Origin of the sequence: Candidatus Uabimicrobium amorphum, assembly GCF_009002475.1 — a bacterium.
In the GTDB taxonomy this organism is placed as follows: domain Bacteria; phylum Planctomycetota; class Uabimicrobiia; order Uabimicrobiales; family Uabimicrobiaceae; genus Uabimicrobium; species Uabimicrobium amorphum.
This window is the reverse complement of sequence record NZ_AP019860.1, coordinates 4,725,895-4,743,501: the sequence shown is the minus strand read 5'-3', so window position 1 is coordinate 4,743,501 and position 17,607 is coordinate 4,725,895. Positions and strand designations below refer to the sequence as shown.

The window sequence follows — 17,607 nt, the reverse complement described above, 5'->3', positions numbered from 1 at the left end:
AAATAAAAATACAGGATATTTTTATTGGACAACAAAATTGTACAATAGTTACAAACAATCACTTGTAAAAGTCGTTACAAGAATCTATGTTTTAATTTGAACTAATAAACATACTTGGCTATAATCAGAACTATAGCCAATTTGTGAAATATCAACATGGGATTTTCCAAAGGAAAAAATTGAATGAAGTGCCCAAAGTGTGATAGCGAGTTAATGCCAGGGGAAAGATGTTCGTGTGACCAACCCACCACAGAGCGAAGTACACGTCCGATGAGTACTTTAATCGAAAAAGTGGTATCACGAAGGTCAAATCGCAGAGTAGAACATAAAAATAAACCCGGTATTTACATCGAATGTTTTCCTTTTCCTCCAATACGCCTAACAAAACACAACGAGATTCAAATTGGACGTGGACCTGAAAACGACTTAATTTTAACATCAAATGATGTTTCCCGACGTCATGCGGCAATAAAATGGTGCGAAGAAAAAAATTGCTACATTGTGCGCGATCTCAACAGCCATAATGGCGTAACGGTTAATAATGAACTTGTAGAAGAACAAGAGTTAAAAAATAATGACATTATCAAAATAGGTGCCAATGATATTTCTTTCTACGAGTTGGTCGATCAAACAGAAAAGGCCATGAAATCGTCGTCTTTTTTGAAAACGGTAGGTACAAAAGCCGATGCCACCGAACTATTAGAAAATTTTCGTGACACCTTGCGCGGTAGTTTGGGAATTCTAGAACTCAGCAGTGTTTTGCAGATGATTGCTGGAGAAGAAAAAAGTGGTCATATTTCGCTACAAGAAGAAGAAGATTTGGCCAGTATATTTTTTGTAAATGGTATGGTTGTACATAGTGAACTCAATGGCATGGAAGGCGCTGACGCATTTTATAAAATTATGGAATGGCGCGTGGGAAATTTTGAATTTATTCCCGACGAAACATCAGCAAAAACAACAATGTCGCATGATTTGCAATTTTTGTTGATGGAAGCGGCCAGACGCATTGATGAGGATAATCGCTAGACTCTTAAGAGGCGCTGGGCGGCTAAGCCGCCCGTAGCGTTTTATCTCGACTGCTTTACAGCAAGTTCATAACATACAGCTTTACGATGATTACGTAATAAGAGATAATTACCTGCCAACGCGGGAGGATTCCAAGTTTTTTCGCCTAGCGTGGAGAATTGAGATATTTCTTTAAATTCTTTGGAGTTGGCTTCCACTAAAGCCAGGTAACCTGACTCAGAATGTATCAGTAATAAATCACCAACTAAAATCAACTGTCCATGTCCATAACGTCCATCACGCCACATGCGTTTACCTGTTTTAAAATCGATACATCCCAAAACAGCGGAGTCTAAACCGTACACATAACCATCGCGATACACCATATTGGTAAACTTTGGCTTCATGCGTTTACTTTTCCAAGCAATTTTAGCACTGAACTTACCATCCGCCACAGAAATATCGAATAGTTTGCTTCCGATCCCATAACTTGCTCCAAATAGAACTTGGCTTCCCACAACAATAGGCTGTGCAATATTTGCCGAACCTCTTTTCGACCACTCATGTTCCCACAAAATGCTACCGTTATCCGGATTATGCGCGGCAACAGTATATCGGTTAAACATCAAAATTTGTTGAACACCGTGAATTGTGGCAATTGCCGGAGAGCTATAACTGGATTCATCTGTTCCTCCGCCCCACACAAACTTACCCGTTTCTTTGTTATATGCGACGAGAGAACGATTTTCTTTTCCACCAGCACTTACGATCACGTTGTTGCCAATCACTAAGGGAGAGCAACTTTTTCCCCACTGTGGAATTTTAGCGTTATTTCCTTTTACGATGTCAACTGACCAGATTTTTGAACCATTGTCTAACTGCAAGCAGTTGAGAATACCTGTGGCCCCCAAAGCATAAACAAATTGTCCGTCTATCGTAGGAGTAGAACGTGGACCAACACCTCCCTGAGGACTTGAGTGACGAACCAAATCTTCATGAGCCCACTTTATTTTTCCGGTGTCAAGCTCATAGCAAATGACCATTTCTTTGTCATCGTGTTGTTCTTGTGTTACCGCTAACTTGTCTTTTACCGCAAAAGCAGACCAACCAAGCCCCACAGATCTTTCCCATAAAAGTTTCGGTGGGTGTTGTTTCCAATCTCTCTCAAGTTGAATCTTCTTTACAATAGCATCGCGGCCTCTACCTAAGTATTGTGGGTAGTCCTCAATTTTACCTTGTTCCAACTCTGTATTGCCGCGCGTAATTTTCGAACTATACTCTGTTTTAGACCAGCGCCAAGTAAACGTAGGAACCAAATCTCCGTCAATATCTTTTACGCGAAATAGAGTAAAAAATAACGCAATAAAGCCCAAAATTCCGCCAAGCCAGCCTAAACGAGTTTTTCCTGGCAAACGCGAAAGGAACATTAGCCATAAAAATGCCAGCAAAAATGTGAGAATTTGCGAAGCCATCATCAAAAATCCCAGCAAGGATTCCTGGAAGAGCTGCAAATACGTGACAAGCCCCAAATCAAAAACTAGTATAGCCCATAACGGCCACCAACGTACAGATCTTTGATCAGACATACTGTATTCCTTCTTGAAATTACATTACACATTAGTTATTAATTTTATACAGTTTAACTGAACCTAGCATCGGCGAAAAACAATTTATATAATAAATACGACTTGTTCTGTAAGAAAGAACAAATCGATCCCGACCCCGATCCCGATCCCGATCCCGAAAAATAAGTAAACAAAGGAAATTACCATCACGCAATTTTTATTAAAATAACAATACTAATAAATTTTTAGGTATAGGTAATCAAATTCAAGGAAGGAAATAATGGTATGATCACATGTGTTCTTATTCAGAGTGAATTTTTTGTTGACGACTATTCGCTTTTTGAGCACAAAAAATAATCTTCAGAGGGTATATCATGAAAATATTTATTATAAAAATATTTGTCATAATCACCGTAGCGATGTTAAAACCCCCTTTTGAGTTTGTAGAGAATTACCAATTCGGGGTAACAACATACTCCAACACCAAAATCACGATATTCGCTCTTTGGTTTGTTGGTTTCCTTTTATCTGTATTATGGCTATCAAGAAATAGCGATGAACTCACCATATGTGCATTACTCGCACTATGCCGCCCCAGGTTCGACACTTCTTTTTATTTTGTCTCATGGGCCAAGGCCAATAGCTTCATGGCAACAATTGTCGGTTTTCTATGGTTTTTTTGGCTATTGTTATTTGTGGCATACCTAATTTATATAGGTCTTTTCAAAAAGCGTCCACAACAAGAGCAAGAAAAGCACTTTGTCATAAAATTATGGTGACTACTTCATTTGCAATTTTTTAAATGCGTCTGTTTGCAAAATTTTATAGTTTCCTGGTTTTTCGTGTACAATAAAATAACACGCTAATTTTAAACTTTGTGCCAGTTCAAAACCACGTTTTTCACCAAGTACCATAAGCGCTGTGGCCATCGCATCGGCATGCATGCATGTAGAACTAATTACCGAAACTGATGCTAAATTGTGTGAGATAGGTCTTCCTGTTTGCGGAGAAATGGTGTGTGATAGGCGTTTTTTGGTTTTCGCATCGTAACGAAAATTACGATAATTGCCCGATGTAGCAATTGCCATACCTTTTAAGGTGACCGCTTTTTGGACACTACGTTTACCTGGTTGCGGCGATTCAATGCCAATGATCCATGGGGTTTTATCTTTTTTGAAGGCGCTCGCACGAATTTCTCCGCCGATTTCCACCATATAATTTTGCATTCCCGCATTGCGTAAACAGTCACAAACGGCGTCCACGGCAAAACCTTTGGCAATCGCCGATAAATCTACATACAAATCAGGGTGCGCCTTTTTTAGGGTTTTACTCTGTGGGTCGACAGTGAGTTTCTGGTAGCCCACTTGTTGTAACATGTCTTTGATTTTTTGAGCAGAGGGGTTATTTTTTATTTTCTGTGGACCAAACCCCCACAAGTTGACAAGAGGACCAACCGTAATATCAAAGGCACCATTCGATGCTTGACTTACGGTTTGTGCCTCAATAATCACCTGCAGAGTCTTTTGTGAAATAGGAAAGGGCTCAATACTATGCAATTGATTGAATTTAGACAATTCTGAGTCGCTCAGGTACGTAGACATTTTATTGTTAATGTCTTCTAACTCTTTGCGTACCGTCTCGCGTATCTCAACCAGCTTTGCCTTGGAGATTACATGGGCAATTTTAATAGTATAAGTAGTGCCTAAAGCTCGCCCTTTTATGGTAGGGGAGTATTGTTTGCTGGGAAATAATAACCATGCAATGATTGCGATAACAACAATGAGTATTTGAACAATGGTTCTCATGTTATTTTGCAGCGCTACCCTCTCCCGTTCTTACTTTCAATCTTTCCGCTTTGTTTTTTGCCTCTTCTTCTGCTTGGCTTTCTGCACGCATTTTGGCAAAGTAAACAACCGGTAGCGTTAGAGTGTCAAACGCTAAACTCATTGGAAAATCGAAAATAGCCATTGGACCTATTTCCGAAGACATTGCGGCTCCACCATAATATTCCATCGTGGGGTGATTTCCTATATGCAGTGGATTTTCATCTGCTTTTGCAGGACGGGATAAATTGAGTACAGTACCACAACCAACCATTGCAAAAACAGATATCAAGATAATAAGCTTATTCATCCTAGGCTCCTTCGTAAGTTGATCAACAACAAATTGCGAAAGAAACATTCTACAAAATTTACAACAGCGTGTCACGTTTTAGTTCAAAAAATATAGGCGACAAAATGTCGCCCATATTTTTGTTAACCTCCGAAGTCGTCGAACATAACATTTTCTTGCTCAACGCCAAGGTCCTCCAGCATTTTAAAAACCGCGGCATTCATAAGCGGTGGCCCACAAATGTAATACTCGCAATCTTCTGGTGCCGGGTGATCTTTGAGGTAATTTTCGTAAAGTACTTGGTGAATAAATCCAGTGTAGCCTTCCCAATTGTCTTCAGGAAGAGGATCAGAAAGTGCCACATGCCAAGTAAAATTATCGTTTTCATCTTGCAGTTTGTCGTAATGGTCAGCATAGAACATCTCACGAAGACTACGCGCACCGTACCAGAAACTTATTTTGCGTTTGCTGTGAATACGTTTCAACTGATCAAAGATATGAGAACGCATTGGCGCCATACCAGCTCCACCACCGATAAATACCATTTCGGCGTTGGTCTCCTTGGCATAGAATTCTCCGTATGGACCAGATATTTTTACTTCGTCTCCTGGTTTCAAATTAAAAATCCATGAAGACATGATTCCTGGCGGAGTTCCCTTAGGAGCTCGTGGTGGCGGTGTTGCCACGCGTACGTTTAGCATAATAACCCCTTTTTCTTCGGGATAATTTGCCATAGAATACGCACGGATGGTCGGATCTTTTACTATGGACTTTATTTCCCATAGATTAAACTTATCCCAATCTTCATGGTATTCTTTTTCCACATCAAAATCACTATATTTCAATTCGTGAGGTGGACATTCTATCTGAATGTAACCCCCTGCTCTAAAATCTACATCTTCACCTTCAGGTAATTCAAGAACAAGTTCTTTGATAAAGGTGGCAACGTTATGATTCGAGCGAACTTTACACATCCAAGTTTTGGTGTCAAATACTTCCGCAGGCAGCTCGATTTTCATATCTTGTTTTACGGCGACTTGACACGAAAGTCTTTCGCCTTCACGAGCTTCTTTTTTAGAGATGTGAGACAATTCTGTAGGTAAGATGTCTCCACCACCCTCTTTAATAACTACCTTACATTGGGCGCAAGTTCCCCCACCCCCACATGCTGATGAAACAAATATCCCACTGTCAGCTAACACGTTGAGAAGCTTTCCTCCTGCCGGTGCACTAATAGCCTTATCTGGATCATCATTTACGGTAATTGTGACATTTCCCGCGGCCACCAATTGTGCTTTTGCGGCCAAAATAATGGCAACCAAAGCGAGGATGACAAGAGTAAATGTCGTTACTCCGAGAAATACTTCAAATCCCATGTTGTTTTCCTCGTAATACAGATTAACTAAGTTTTATACCGGAAAAGGCCATGAATACAATCGACATCAAACCTACCACAATGAAGGTAATGCCTAAGCCCCGTAAACCCACGGGAACATCACTGTATTTCATTTTTTCACGAATGGCCGCGAGCGCAGCAATTGCAAGTGCCCAGCCAAAACCGGAACCAAAACCATAAACCACACTTTCAGTGAAATTATAGTCGCGTTGTACCATAAAAAGAGAACCACCTAAAATAGCACAGTTTACGGTAATGAGAGGGAGAAAAATTCCCAAAGCGTTGTATAGCTTCGGAAAATATTTATCCAAAGTCATCTCTAGAATTTGAACCATCGCCGCAATAACACCGATGTAACTGATCAAACCCAGATATGATAGGTCTGCTTCCGGTAAACCCGCCCAAGTAAGAGCTCCTTCTTTTAAAATGTACTGATAGAGAAGGTTATTTACCGGAATGGTAATGGCCTGCACGATGATAACAGCAAAACCAAGACCAATAGCTGTATCTACTTTTTTGGATACCGCTAAAAATGTACACATTCCTAGAAAAAAAGCCAAAGCCATATTTTCTACAAACGCGGACATTATAAATAAATTGATATAGTATTCCATGTTCATATATCCTTTTTGGAATTATTCAGCTTCAACTTGATCCGTTTTCCAAGAACGAAGTGCCCAAATGAAAAGTCCAATTAAAAAGAAAGCACTTGGAGGAAGTAACATCAAACCATTGGCAACATACCATCCACCATCGGTGGACAATGTCATCATAGAGTGCCCCATCAAAGATCCTGAGCCAAAGAACTCTCTAAATGCCGCGACGATAATCAAAATTAGGCTATACCCTAAACCGTTTCCAATTCCGTCGATGAAACTCATGGTAACGTTGTTTTTCATCGCATATGCTTCTGCGCGTCCCATCACAATACAGTTTGTGATAATAAGACCCACAAATACAGACAACTCTTTACTCACATCATACATGTATGCCTTTAAGAACTGATCGGCAATAATTACCAGTGAAGCAATAATGGTCATTTGCACAATAATGCGTATGCTTGAAGGAATGTGGTGGCGAATCAAACTTACCGAAGCATTGGAAAACGCCAATACAAATATTACCGCACCACACATAGTGAAAGATGTTTGGAGTTTCGTCGTTACAGCAAGAGCTGAACAAATCCCCAATATTTGTAGAGCAATTGGATTGCGATCAAATACGGGCCCAAACAGGACATTTTTTACACTGTTTTCGTTGCTCATTACTGGAACCCTTTTTCTCTAATATTCTCTAAAAATAATCCAAAACCCGATTGACTAAGCCAATATTCAAGTGATGTAGAGACGCCGTCACTGGTAATGGTCGCTCCGGATAAACCGTCAATTTTGTATTCGGCATCTTTTCCTTTGGGGTCCACTTTACCTTTAATCACATGGATCGCAGGATTCCACTCGGAGTCAAATGCTTTTTTGCCCGGCCATTGACCTTTCCAGTTTTTGTTATCTACTTCTCCACCCAAACCTGGTGTTTCACCATGCTCATAGTACGCGAAACCTTTGATGGTTGTGGTGTCGACGTCCAGGGCTAAAAAGCCTAGCATCGTGGACCATAGACCGTAACTTCTTACAGGCAAAATAATTTTGCTAACTTTTTTGTCGTCATTTTCAACAAGATACACCAAGGCAAACTTTGCACGTGTTTTAATAGAACTGCCTTTATTATCTTGAACATCAATGCTAAGAGCCTTGTCTTTACTTGCCTTTACTTGGTTGTATGTTCCAGAGAGAAGATTCCCTTCTTCATCAACCTTCATGTAAGCTTTTATACCTTTCATTTGGTCGATGTATGTATTCAAAGCGTCGATGTCTTGTTGTAGTTTTTTCTTAGTATCTTCATCAGCCGCTTTTAGCTGTGTTTCTAAATTTTGCAGGTTGTCTTTCAGCACTTGCTGTGTTGTGTCGGACTGTAAATTCGCCATATCCACAACATAGCCATACTGCAAATCAACAATCTGCGGTTGTATTTTCGCAAAAGCTTTCTTTACATTTTCCTTGTCTTTTACTTCTTCGGCGGTTAATTCACCTGCGCAAAGTAATATATTGCGTTGTTTATCAAGTTTCTTATTTATTAGTTGCGCTTCTTTTAAAGAAACGGAAATACTTGACACCAAAGTTGCGCAGACAATGCATAGCAGTGTTGCTACAACAAGAGTTTTTAGTGTACTACTACTGGGCGAGCTCATATTTGCGCGTTCTCCTTCTAATGTTTGCAGTCATCACAAAATAGTCGATTAGAGGTGCAAAAACATTCATAAAAAGTATTGCCAACATCCAACCTTCCGGATAAGCCGGATTGGCAGAACGAACAATAATACCAATGCAACCAATACCGAAACCGTAAATCCATTTTCCAGTGGTGGTCATTGACGCACTAACAGGATCTGTTGCCATGAACACTGTTGCAAATGCAAAACTTCCCAATACAAAGTGCCATTGCGGTGTCAGACTAAACATTGGATTTGTTGTTATTCCCGCATTGTACATAGCGTTAAATGCAAAAGACGTAACGAACATACCAATAGCGGTTGATAGCATAATGCGCCACGAACCAATACCGGTCATGATGAGGAATCCTGCCCCAAAGAGACACGCTAACGTTGATGTTTCTCCCATCGAACCTGGGATAAATCCTAAAAAGGCTTGCATCCAATATCCGTCGGATAAACCTTGTACAGCAGCAAGTCCACCGTTAGGTGCTGCCGCCACAGCCAAAGCCGTAGCTCCACTGTAACCATCAATAGTTGCAAGAAGAGCACTTTCTACCGGAACCCAAATCTCACCGGTGATTTGCATTGGATAAGCAAAGAATAAAAATACGCGCGCAGTTAATGCAGGGTTTAGGATATTTTTTCCTGTTCCCCCAAAAACTTCTTTACCGATAACCACACCAAAACTAATACCTACCGCAACTTGCCATAGAGGTATGTTCGCGGGTAGAATAAGTGGAAATAGCATTCCTGTGACGAGGAAACCTTCGTTGATTTCGTGTTTTCTCACAACAGCAAATAAAGATTCCCAAAGGCCCCCGACCATGTTACATACAATGAACACGGGGAAAAAATACAATGCTCCATGAACCATGTTCGCAACAATGCTACTTGCGTCATAACCAATTCCCAAAGCGGCCAAAACGTCGTAGCGCCATCCGACAAGCAACGAAGGGTCGATCTTCGCCAAAGCCAAATTCGCTTGCAAACCTGTGTTGTACAATGCCATTAATATACAAGGGGTCAATGCCATAACGACGGTGATCATTGTTCTTTTTAAATCAATACCATCGCGTACATGACTACAACCTTCGGTAACTTCTCCTGGTGTAAAGAGGAAGGTATCGCCCGCTTCATAAAAGGGATAAAGTTTTTCTAGCTTTCCCCCTTTTTCAAAAAGCCCTTTTGGCTTGTCGAGTAAATTTCGTAAAAATTTCATGACTGATTAACCATCCTTCTCAATAGTTGTTAAACTCTTTCTCAAAGCGGGACCAAAATTAATTTTCCCCGGGCAAACAAATGAGCACAATGCTAGATCCTCTTCATCGAGCTCCAAGCATCCTAGAACCTGTGCACGATCGGTATCCCCAGCTAATAGAGAACGTAAGAGTAGGGTAGGTAAAAAATCAAAAGGCATTACTTTTTCGTAAGATCCAATTGGCACCAATGCACGTTTACTACCGTTTGTTGAGGTATTAAATGCGAATTTTTTACCTGGGAAGAGTTTCGAAAAATAGATATTTTTAAAAGAAAATTTATTGAATCCTGGGGAGTGCCATCCCATGAACTCTCGTTCTCTTCCTTCCGCCAGTACACTTACTTGATGGTGGTAACGTCCTAGATACTGAAAAGGTCCTTGTGCGTTGCGTCCGGAAAATACGGAACCAGAAATCAAACGTACTTCTCCGTCCTGCACTTGGTCTTTAGCCATATCAGCAACACTGGCACCTATACGTGTTTTGATAAGACGTGGGCTTTTTGCCGCAGGACCCGCAAATGAGATAATGCGATCCGTGTATAACTTTCCTGTTGTAAAAAGTTTACCGTACATAATCACATCTTGGTAATTGATATGCCATACAGTTTTTGCAGCACCAACAGGGTCAAGAAGGTGTATATGCGTTCCGACATTCCCTGCAGGGTGTTTTCCTGTAAATTCCTGATGGGTAACCCCTTTTACATCTTTACCTGGAACAGAGCTATTTGCGCCTGTGCACAAAAATACCTTACCATCTGTCAACTTGCATAAAATACGCAAACCATTCTTAAAATCTTCTTCGCTCTCTTTTACGATCACGTCCACAGAAGGTGCTAAAGGATTTGTGTCTATAGCTGTAACAAAAATAGAATGTGGTTTTGTATTCGGGTCTGCAACTTTACTGTAAGGTCTTGTTCGCAGGCATGTCCATGTCCCTGACTTCAGTAGTATTTTCTGTATTTGATCTTGTTGTACATCTTTGAGAGTTTCGGAAGAGTAGGACTTGAAAGTAACCTCTTCATCTCCTTCTAGACGGATCACAACAGATTGAAAGACTCTTTTTGCTCCGCGATTTATTTCAATAACTTCCCCTGCCCCTGGAGCTGTGTAGTTAACATCAGGAAGTTTTTTATCTGTAAAAATAATTTGGCCTTTTTTGACTTTGTCACCTACTTTTACCTGCATTGTAGGCTTCATTCCAACATAATCTTCGCCAAGTAGAGCAACCGTAGTTATTTTAGGTTCATCTTTGATGGCTTGCTCAGGCTCACCTGTTATGGGAAGATTCAGACCTTTTTTTATTTTAATAGGATTTGCCATAATGAATATAGATTCCTTGTTCTAACAATGTGAATTCAGCAAACAGACCAGAAACTATCTAAGGAATGTTGAAGAACAATAGCTTCTAGACAAAATGAATTTTCCAGCAAGTATTTATAGATACAAGCGGTGTTTGCTGTCATATATAATATTAAGAGTGCAAGAGTGCAAAATTTTTTGAGATGATGGATATGTAGAAAACACTACACACCTAAATTTGAGAGATTCTCTCGGAGGCGTATAATCTTTATTGAAAAGAACAAGATATATTTTAACTGTTAGCTAAAAATTACACTCATAACTTCAATGCTATATTTTGCAAACGCATAATTTGATATATACACTGGCAAAATCGCACTAACAACTAAAAACACTTTACTTTAATATACCGCATAAGTACCACCTTTGTCAAATATACTTCACAGAACAGAGAAAAAATGTTGCCAAAAGTATACTTTGCAATTAGAACTGCACCTAGCGTAGAATATTTTTTTTAAATAGTCAAGTAAACATTTTCGCGATGAGCGATGCAGTTGCATTACATAACTCGATTAATTGCCTCTAAAAAAGCCTTATCATCTTCTAGGTTATCAAAATAGAAATCGGGATTTTCACCAAGTAAAACATTTTTGTCCTGTTTTCCCGTTCCTACAGCTATAGAGCGTACCCCTAAAGATTTTCCACAGTTGACATCATGAATGGTATCGCCAATAATAACAACTTCTTTACCTGAAAACGATATCCCCAATTTCTTTTGCGCTCGTGAAACTGCAATTGCCGGTAATTTGTGGCGATCCCAGTTATCGTCTCCCCAGGCCCCTATCTCGAAATCAAAAAATGCATCGAGATTTTTGCAACACAACTTAATTTTTGCCCCTACAAAAATATTACCGGTAAGTAGTGTCAAAGTAATATTTTTTTGTTGCTTTAATCTTTGCAACAAGGTGATCACCCCAGGAAGAATCTCTACTTTATCAGCATATTGCTGAGCAGCCTTATGCGCTTTACCTTCATATCGCTGTAAAATAAAATCGCACTTTTTTTCCAGCTCTATCAAAGGAATATTTGAGTACATAAGTATTTCGCGACAAATTTGCAGATCTGTTTTTCCTGCAAAGGAAACATTTTGTGGTTTCTGTATATGGGGAAATACTTCTTGTAGAGCTTCTAAAAAACATTTTCCCCATATGCCTTTACTGCATATTAATGTAGAGTCTATATCAAATAATAACAATCTTTTCAATAAATTTTCTTTCTATTTCCATATTCCCTGAAAAGGATTGTACATATACTCTTTAACCATTTGCGGGATTTTATAATATATAGAAAATAACCTTGCAGGATCTAGAGCCATTTCTCCACCTTGCAAGAACTTTCCATCGTCCTTGTCATCCCAAGTCCAAGGAGTATTGGCATTACCGCCAATTCCTTTGCTTTTCAAAAAAACCCCAAATTTCTTGAATGTTTCTTTGGCAAAACGCCGCGACCATAATTCTCCAGGGGCAAAGATGTTGATTAGTCTGTAAGTGGCATTTTGGTCAAAACGCGATTTAGGAGTAGAACCAACAGTAGAAGGATAGTAAACAATGTAGTCATTCTCACTACCGAATTTATGTTTTTTTTGCAGTGCATGACAACCGTGCCCTTTGGCTTCTTGGTATGTACAAAATCTATTGTGATTTTTCTGGTCACGTTGCCAAATAAGATTGCCGTCTATATTCTCTTGGTTACCTTGTAGGTCACTTCCAAGCGGAACATACGAGTAAAAATCGAGATGTGCACAGGTTACGATCCCCTGCAATTTTCCAAACTGACTACCATCTTTTTTCACTAAAACCACAATACCTTCCAAGTCGTTTTCATGATCGGTTTCTAAATCCCACGGATTAATCCAATCGCGCGGATGATAAAAAGAGTAGTTGACGAACCAGTGAGATGCGGTTTCTAAAACAAAATAGTAAACGACACCGCGTAAATCAGAATTTGCTTTATGTAGTGCATCCCAATTATTATCGGTTTTCCAGTCGCCATCGTAATTTACGCTGGTCAACGCATCGGCAAGCCACTGCTCTTTTGCAGTGTCTTGGTAGTGAATAGGTGCCCAATGAAATGCTAGATCATTGTGAAATTTAGGAGTGGGAATGTTTGCGTTTTTGTGGTCAAAAGGATAGATAGTAACCGTAATGGTATATGAACCGTGTTTATTGTCGGCATAGGCCCCTTCACCGTCAAAAGCTTTCACGCTTAGGTAACCATCGGCACGCGCGTGCCATTTTTGCCCAAGAGCTTTTTCAGCAAATCGTGTAAAAAAAGACGGAGCTTCATCTCTGTTACGACGAATATACTCCATTCCTGGTTCCAGTATTACCATTCCGCCTTCGGTAGTGCACATTTGACCTTTCTGATCGCGCCCATATGCATCGCGAAGTTTATTTTCCCCTGAGAACGTTACGTAACCACTGATGTGGTCTATCGAAAACATTTGACCTGTTTTCAAAAAAGCGATTTGAGTAAATTGTTCTTTGTTTCCTGGAACTGTTACAGTGACGGATTCGCAAAATAGCAATGTCACCAATACAAAATAAAGTACTATGTTTCTCATGTATTTCTCCCCCTACTCAATACGTTTTAGTTGGCTACATATTAGCAATTCACTTTCGGGAAAGCAACTAAAACTTGACATAGAGCGATCAAACATAGATTTATTTACTGTAGATGGGTATTCCTTAAGATACGATAACTTAGCGATGGAAACGCCATATGCGTATATGACGATCGAAACCACCACTCACCATAAGGCTACCATCGTGGTTAAAACATAAGGTTTTCAATTGTTGGTTGCTCACCTCGATGGTAAGAACTGCTCGTGATTTTTTAGATTTTTCGATATTATCCAAATTCCAAATACGAATGGTCCCGTCAAAACTTGCGGATGCTAAGCGATTGGGATAGTTGGGAATGAAGGAAAAAATTTCTACGCGATCACTATGCCCTTCAAATGTATGCACTAATTTTAATGTTTTGCTATCCGCAACCAAAAGATTGTCTTTCGCCCCTTTTGAAGAAGCAATGATATATTTTCCATCTGGCGTATATTCGCAATAGAAAACCTCTCTCGCTAATTTTAATCCGCTCTTTATCGGTGAAAGCTTTACATTTTTCTTCCCTTGCAGTTGTCCTTCATCAATATTCCACATCTTGAGACCTGGTTGCCCACCAGCCACGATAAGGTTTCCATTGGGTTGAAAACACGCAGCATTTAAGTCTCCCTTGAAACCTTGAAGAACGAAAAGAGAATTCCCCTGTGTTTTTGGTGCAAAGTCGTCAATATCCGAATTCCAAATACGTATAGTACTATCATAGCTTGCCGAAGCGATTCGCGACCCATCATGATTAAAAACGCAATGACGTATATGTTTCGTAATTTTATGTCCTGAGTATTTTCGCACTTTTTGCCCATTTTGCATATCCCACAACAATACCTCGCCAAAATCGCTTCCATTTACGATCATGTTCTTATTGGGGTGAAATTGCAGATAGCGCACTGGTCCCATACTGCCCAAAAAAGGTTTTAAACGATTTTTTTCAGGTAATTCAATTTTAACTCCGCGAAAATCACTCAGGAAAATGGACAATGCATGCTCTAAAGCAAAGGCAAGCTGATTAGGCGTACGCAGGTCTATCGCGCAATCAGTAATCGCATATTTTTGTTTTGGAAAAATAAAGGGGTTATTTCCAGAAAAATGTGCATCACTATAACGAATTCTCCAAAATTTCACCCCATCTTTACCACATGAAACTAGTTGATCTTTTCCATAAAACGCACATTTATACACCGCCCCCACATGGCCAACTAATGTCGCGACGCGCTCAAACGTTTCCATGGACCATACAATCATGGTGTTATCATTACTTGTAGAGACAAGATACTTTTTGTCGGGACTTAAGCAACAACTAAACACATAACTTTTATGTCCTACAAGTTGTCGTAATGGCTGCAATTTTTTGTTATAGATGATAATCGTACCATCGAAGCTTGCGGTAATAATGAACTTGTCGACGATAATAGAGTGTATTTTACTTTTAGGATAAATACGCGATTTGGATAAATAACTCACTCTTTCTGTTTTGAGATCCCAAATAGTTAGAAAGTCTTTATTGAAATCTTTTCTGATACGTTCATTATCCCCGACACCGCAAAACAACTTTCCATTGCGATATGCTAAGCTGTTGATATTATTCTCGAATTCATTTAATGGACTAAAAATCTTCAGGGGTTTCTGCGTCTTTATATTCCAAATCACAACCCCTTGCTTCCTCTTTTTCGACGCTATTTTTCGTTTGTAAATATCATAATTTTCAACCTCATAGCCTACAGCAAGATAATGCTCTTGAGATAAAAAAAGGCATGTACGCGATACATTTTCATGAGGTATCGCAGCGACTAAATCCCACGATGTGGTACTAAAAACTTCGACAAATTGCCCGTGTAAAATGGCGAGATATTTACCTGAAGGGCTAAAAATACAATCATTAATCGTGCCGGGAATTCCCGATGAACTTTTTTTGGTTTTATTGAGCTTTTTAATTATTCTTCTGTCTGACATATGATAAATAATCACTTGCCCTTTTTTGTTCCCCATGGCGAGCAAATCACGGTGTAATCCAATAGAAGTCGCTTTTTTAGCAAATTCTCTAATAACCTCCGGTTGAGGTTCAGAAGTGTTGCACTGTCCATCGAGCCAATACCACTCCCAATTACGTAAGTCCTTGGCGCAGTGCCCAAGTGCTTCCTGAGCCTCAAGACTGTTGTGGTCTTTCAAATATTGATTTGTCAACAGTATATTGGCATAGTACTCGCGTATTTGGGCTTTTTGTTTTGCTGTAACCGCTTCGTTACGCGCATCTAAAGCCTCTTGTTTTTGTGTTATCGCTTCGTTTTTTGCCTCTTCCGCTTTTTGCCTTGCTATTTCCAAATCGTTATTGACTTTTGCAAGCTCACTAAGTGACGTCCCCAGTTTTTCGTTCTTGTCTTGCAGTTGAAAATATTGATAAAAAATCGAAACCCCAGAAAAAACGGTAATCATCACGATAAATAAAACCAAGGAAGAAATAAGTTTGTTGCGCTTAAACAGTTTAAACATACGCGAAATAGGTGTGATTGGCGATGCACTAACAGGACGATCTTTTAAAAAATTCTCAATATCTTTCGCAAAAGCTTCTGCCGTACGATAGCGTTTACGTGGAGACTTCTCTAAACATTTCAAACAAATAGCTTCAACCTCTGGAGGGATATCGGGGTTTAGAACACGAAGACGTATAGGATCATCGGTGTGAAGCTTCTTGAGAACTTTCCAATAGCTATCCGCCTGAAATGGCGCCCGCCCCACAAGCATCTGATACATCGTTGCTCCGAGAGAATATACGTCACTACGCGGATCGACTTTTCTTCCATCGGCCTGTTCCGGAGACATGTAGGCAGGAGTTCCCATCACATCTCCTTGCCGCGAAAGATTTTGATCGTTGTTCACATCTTTCGCTAGACCAAAATCCATCACCTTGGGATTTTTGAGCTTATCCAGCATTATATTCGAAGGTTTTATGTCGCGATGTATAATCCCCTCTTTATGCGCAAAGTCAATCGCCGAAGCGCACTTGTTCATAATATACAGCACTTCTTTTAGTTTAAGGCCCTTCCCCACATAGTCTGATAGAGGCTTTCCTTCCACGTACTCCATCGTAAAGTAATTTACAGGCGTATTGTTGATTTCATACAGACTTATGATGTGCGGATGCTTCAAACGCGCCGTGGCTTTCGCTTCTTCTAAAAAACGCCTTATTTTTGTCGCGGTAAGGGCTGTACCAATAATCACTTTTACAGCAACAGTACGTCCTAATTTGGTATCTGTTGCTTTGAATACAATCCCCATTCCTCCACGACCAAGCTCTTTTTCAATATTGTAATGTGCGATAACTTGTCGCTGATTAATCGCTTGCAACATTTGCGTCTGTGTAAATTTGCTGCTATTCATCATCGACTGTTGCGAGACATTCACTTCTGAAGCGGTACCACTACTCATAATCGTACTCACCATACCGATGGCCGTTTGTAAATTTTGCTGCGAGACATATCCACTTTGTAATAGCACACTCTCTACGGCAATTTTTTGTCCTTGTTGACGTTGTTTAGTCACATATTCAAGAACCTTATTAATGACATGTGGCTGCACCCAATTTTTTTGCACGAGTAACTTCACAAGAGCTTGTTCATAGCTAGAGAATAGCATAAAGGATACCTTAACGAGGTTCTATAACAACAGGCGTTTTAAATCTTCCGTAAGACAACGGACTCCAGGCAATGTGCACTGTCACATCGTTGGATTTAATTTCGTAAATAAAAACACCGTAAATCTCTTTGCCAGGTATACGGCAGCTTAGGGGTTGCACGTATTTATAAAAGTGAAATTTGTCAAATCGCAGATATGTTTTTGTTGCAGTACTGTTTTTTACGGCGGGGGGAACAAACTCTGTTGCGCAACTTTTACCGTACATAACGAAGCCAACAAATGTGATGGTAAATAAACAAAGAATAGCGAGGAGAAATGTGAACGTGTAAAGCGTATATTTTTTCATGCAAACCTCTTGGGTTTTATTAGGCCAAACAGTAGTTGTGACATAT

General features: G+C 39.8%; 15 protein-coding genes. 2 read left to right on the top strand and 13 right to left on the bottom strand.

What is annotated here, in order from left to right; genetic code table 11:
- The first annotated feature begins 183 nt into the window (after positions 1–183).
- Positions 184–1,029 (top strand): DUF4388 domain-containing protein, encoded by an 846-nt coding sequence (locus tag UABAM_RS17235; RefSeq protein ID WP_151969253.1) that lies wholly within the window; start codon positions 184–186, stop codon positions 1,027–1,029.
- Positions 1,030–1,070: 41 nt separating this feature from the next.
- Here UABAM_RS17235 and UABAM_RS17230 read toward each other — a convergent pair whose 3' ends face one another.
- A complete protein-coding gene (locus UABAM_RS17230) occupies positions 1,071–2,594 on the bottom strand; it encodes a PQQ-binding-like beta-propeller repeat protein (RefSeq protein WP_151969252.1) in 1,524 nt (507 codons plus the stop codon).
- Positions 2,595–2,947: 353 nt separating this feature from the next.
- On the opposite strand from UABAM_RS17230, the gene UABAM_RS17225 reads away from it, so the two are divergent.
- Positions 2,948–3,352, top strand: coding sequence for a hypothetical protein (locus tag UABAM_RS17225; protein WP_151969251.1), 405 nt, complete (start codon positions 2,948–2,950; stop codon positions 3,350–3,352).
- On the opposite strand, the gene UABAM_RS17220 is transcribed toward UABAM_RS17225, so the two are convergent.
- The 12 genes from UABAM_RS17220 to UABAM_RS17165 form a co-directional block, all read right to left on the bottom strand.
- Positions 3,353–4,378 carry an FAD:protein FMN transferase gene (locus UABAM_RS17220; protein WP_151969250.1) on the bottom strand — a complete coding sequence of 342 codons (1,026 nt, stop codon included), beginning with the start codon at positions 4,376–4,378 and terminating at the stop codon, positions 3,353–3,355. It abuts the gene before it with no gap.
- A gap of 1 nt (position 4,379) precedes the next feature.
- Positions 4,380–4,706 (bottom strand): YceK/YidQ family lipoprotein, encoded by a 327-nt coding sequence (locus tag UABAM_RS17215; RefSeq protein ID WP_173013378.1) that lies wholly within the window; start codon positions 4,704–4,706, stop codon positions 4,380–4,382.
- Positions 4,707–4,828: 122 nt separating this feature from the next.
- Entirely contained in the window at positions 4,829–6,061 is a 1,233-nt protein-coding gene (nqrF, locus tag UABAM_RS17210; protein ID WP_151969248.1) for an NADH:ubiquinone reductase (Na(+)-transporting) subunit F, read from the bottom strand.
- Positions 6,062–6,083: 22 nt separating this feature from the next.
- Entirely contained in the window at positions 6,084–6,695 is a 612-nt protein-coding gene (nqrE, locus tag UABAM_RS17205; RefSeq protein ID WP_151969247.1) for an NADH:ubiquinone reductase (Na(+)-transporting) subunit E, read from the bottom strand.
- Between the two features lie 21 nt (positions 6,696–6,716).
- Positions 6,717–7,346, bottom strand: coding sequence for an NADH:ubiquinone reductase (Na(+)-transporting) subunit D (locus UABAM_RS17200; protein WP_151969246.1), 630 nt, complete (start codon positions 7,344–7,346; stop codon positions 6,717–6,719).
- The gene (gene nqrC / locus UABAM_RS17195; protein WP_151969245.1) at positions 7,346–8,326 is read right to left on the bottom strand and encodes an NADH:ubiquinone reductase (Na(+)-transporting) subunit C; all 981 of its coding nucleotides are present in this window, start codon (positions 8,324–8,326) and stop codon (positions 7,346–7,348) included. Before nqrC ends, UABAM_RS17200 begins: the two co-directional genes overlap by 1 nt.
- Complete coding sequence (locus UABAM_RS17190; protein WP_151969244.1) at positions 8,310–9,569, bottom strand: NADH:ubiquinone reductase (Na(+)-transporting) subunit B; 1,260 nt, start codon at positions 9,567–9,569, stop codon at positions 8,310–8,312. Before UABAM_RS17190 ends, nqrC begins: the two co-directional genes overlap by 17 nt.
- Positions 9,570–9,575: 6 nt before the next feature.
- On the bottom strand, positions 9,576–10,928 hold the full coding sequence (locus UABAM_RS17185) for a Na(+)-translocating NADH-quinone reductase subunit A (protein WP_151969243.1): 1,353 nt from the start codon (positions 10,926–10,928) through the stop codon (positions 9,576–9,578).
- 538 nt (positions 10,929–11,466) lie between these two features.
- The gene (locus UABAM_RS17180) at positions 11,467–12,171 is read right to left on the bottom strand and encodes an HAD family hydrolase (protein ID WP_151969242.1); all 705 of its coding nucleotides are present in this window, start codon (positions 12,169–12,171) and stop codon (positions 11,467–11,469) included.
- 12 nt (positions 12,172–12,183) lie between these two features.
- On the bottom strand, positions 12,184–13,530 hold the full coding sequence (locus tag UABAM_RS17175; RefSeq protein ID WP_151969241.1) for a hypothetical protein: 1,347 nt from the start codon (positions 13,528–13,530) through the stop codon (positions 12,184–12,186).
- Positions 13,531–13,669: 139 nt separating this feature from the next.
- Positions 13,670–17,215 carry a protein kinase domain-containing protein gene (locus tag UABAM_RS17170; protein WP_151969240.1) on the bottom strand — a complete coding sequence of 1,182 codons (3,546 nt, stop codon included), beginning with the start codon at positions 17,213–17,215 and terminating at the stop codon, positions 13,670–13,672.
- Positions 17,216–17,225: 10 nt separating this feature from the next.
- Positions 17,226–17,561, bottom strand: coding sequence for a hypothetical protein (locus tag UABAM_RS17165; protein ID WP_151969239.1), 336 nt, complete (start codon positions 17,559–17,561; stop codon positions 17,226–17,228).
- Between the last annotated feature and the right edge of the window lie 46 nt (positions 17,562–17,607).

Excerpts from the sequence above, each read along its gene's own strand:
- UABAM_RS17235 (WP_151969253.1), top strand. The coding sequence starts at position 184 with ATGAAGTGCCCAAAGTGTGATAGCGAGTTAATGCCAGGGGAAAGATGT.
- UABAM_RS17230 (WP_151969252.1), bottom strand. The coding sequence starts at position 2,594 with ATGTCTGATCAAAGATCTGTACGTTGGTGGCCGTTATGGGCTATACTA.
- UABAM_RS17225 (WP_151969251.1), top strand. The coding sequence starts at position 2,948 with ATGAAAATATTTATTATAAAAATATTTGTCATAATCACCGTAGCGATG.
- UABAM_RS17220 (WP_151969250.1), bottom strand. The coding sequence starts at position 4,378 with ATGAGAACCATTGTTCAAATACTCATTGTTGTTATCGCAATCATTGCA.
- UABAM_RS17215 (WP_173013378.1), bottom strand. The coding sequence starts at position 4,706 with ATGAATAAGCTTATTATCTTGATATCTGTTTTTGCAATGGTTGGTTGT.
- nqrF (WP_151969248.1), bottom strand. The coding sequence starts at position 6,061 with ATGGGATTTGAAGTATTTCTCGGAGTAACGACATTTACTCTTGTCATC.
- nqrE (WP_151969247.1), bottom strand. The coding sequence starts at position 6,695 with ATGGAATACTATATCAATTTATTTATAATGTCCGCGTTTGTAGAAAAT.
- UABAM_RS17200 (WP_151969246.1), bottom strand. The coding sequence starts at position 7,346 with ATGAGCAACGAAAACAGTGTAAAAAATGTCCTGTTTGGGCCCGTATTT.
- nqrC (WP_151969245.1), bottom strand. The coding sequence starts at position 8,326 with ATGAGCTCGCCCAGTAGTAGTACACTAAAAACTCTTGTTGTAGCAACA.
- UABAM_RS17190 (WP_151969244.1), bottom strand. The coding sequence starts at position 9,569 with ATGAAATTTTTACGAAATTTACTCGACAAGCCAAAAGGGCTTTTTGAA.
- UABAM_RS17185 (WP_151969243.1), bottom strand. The coding sequence starts at position 10,928 with ATGGCAAATCCTATTAAAATAAAAAAAGGTCTGAATCTTCCCATAACA.
- UABAM_RS17175 (WP_151969241.1), bottom strand. The coding sequence starts at position 13,530 with ATGAGAAACATAGTACTTTATTTTGTATTGGTGACATTGCTATTTTGC.
- UABAM_RS17170 (WP_151969240.1), bottom strand. The coding sequence starts at position 17,215 with ATGCTATTCTCTAGCTATGAACAAGCTCTTGTGAAGTTACTCGTGCAA.
- UABAM_RS17165 (WP_151969239.1), bottom strand. The coding sequence starts at position 17,561 with ATGAAAAAATATACGCTTTACACGTTCACATTTCTCCTCGCTATTCTT.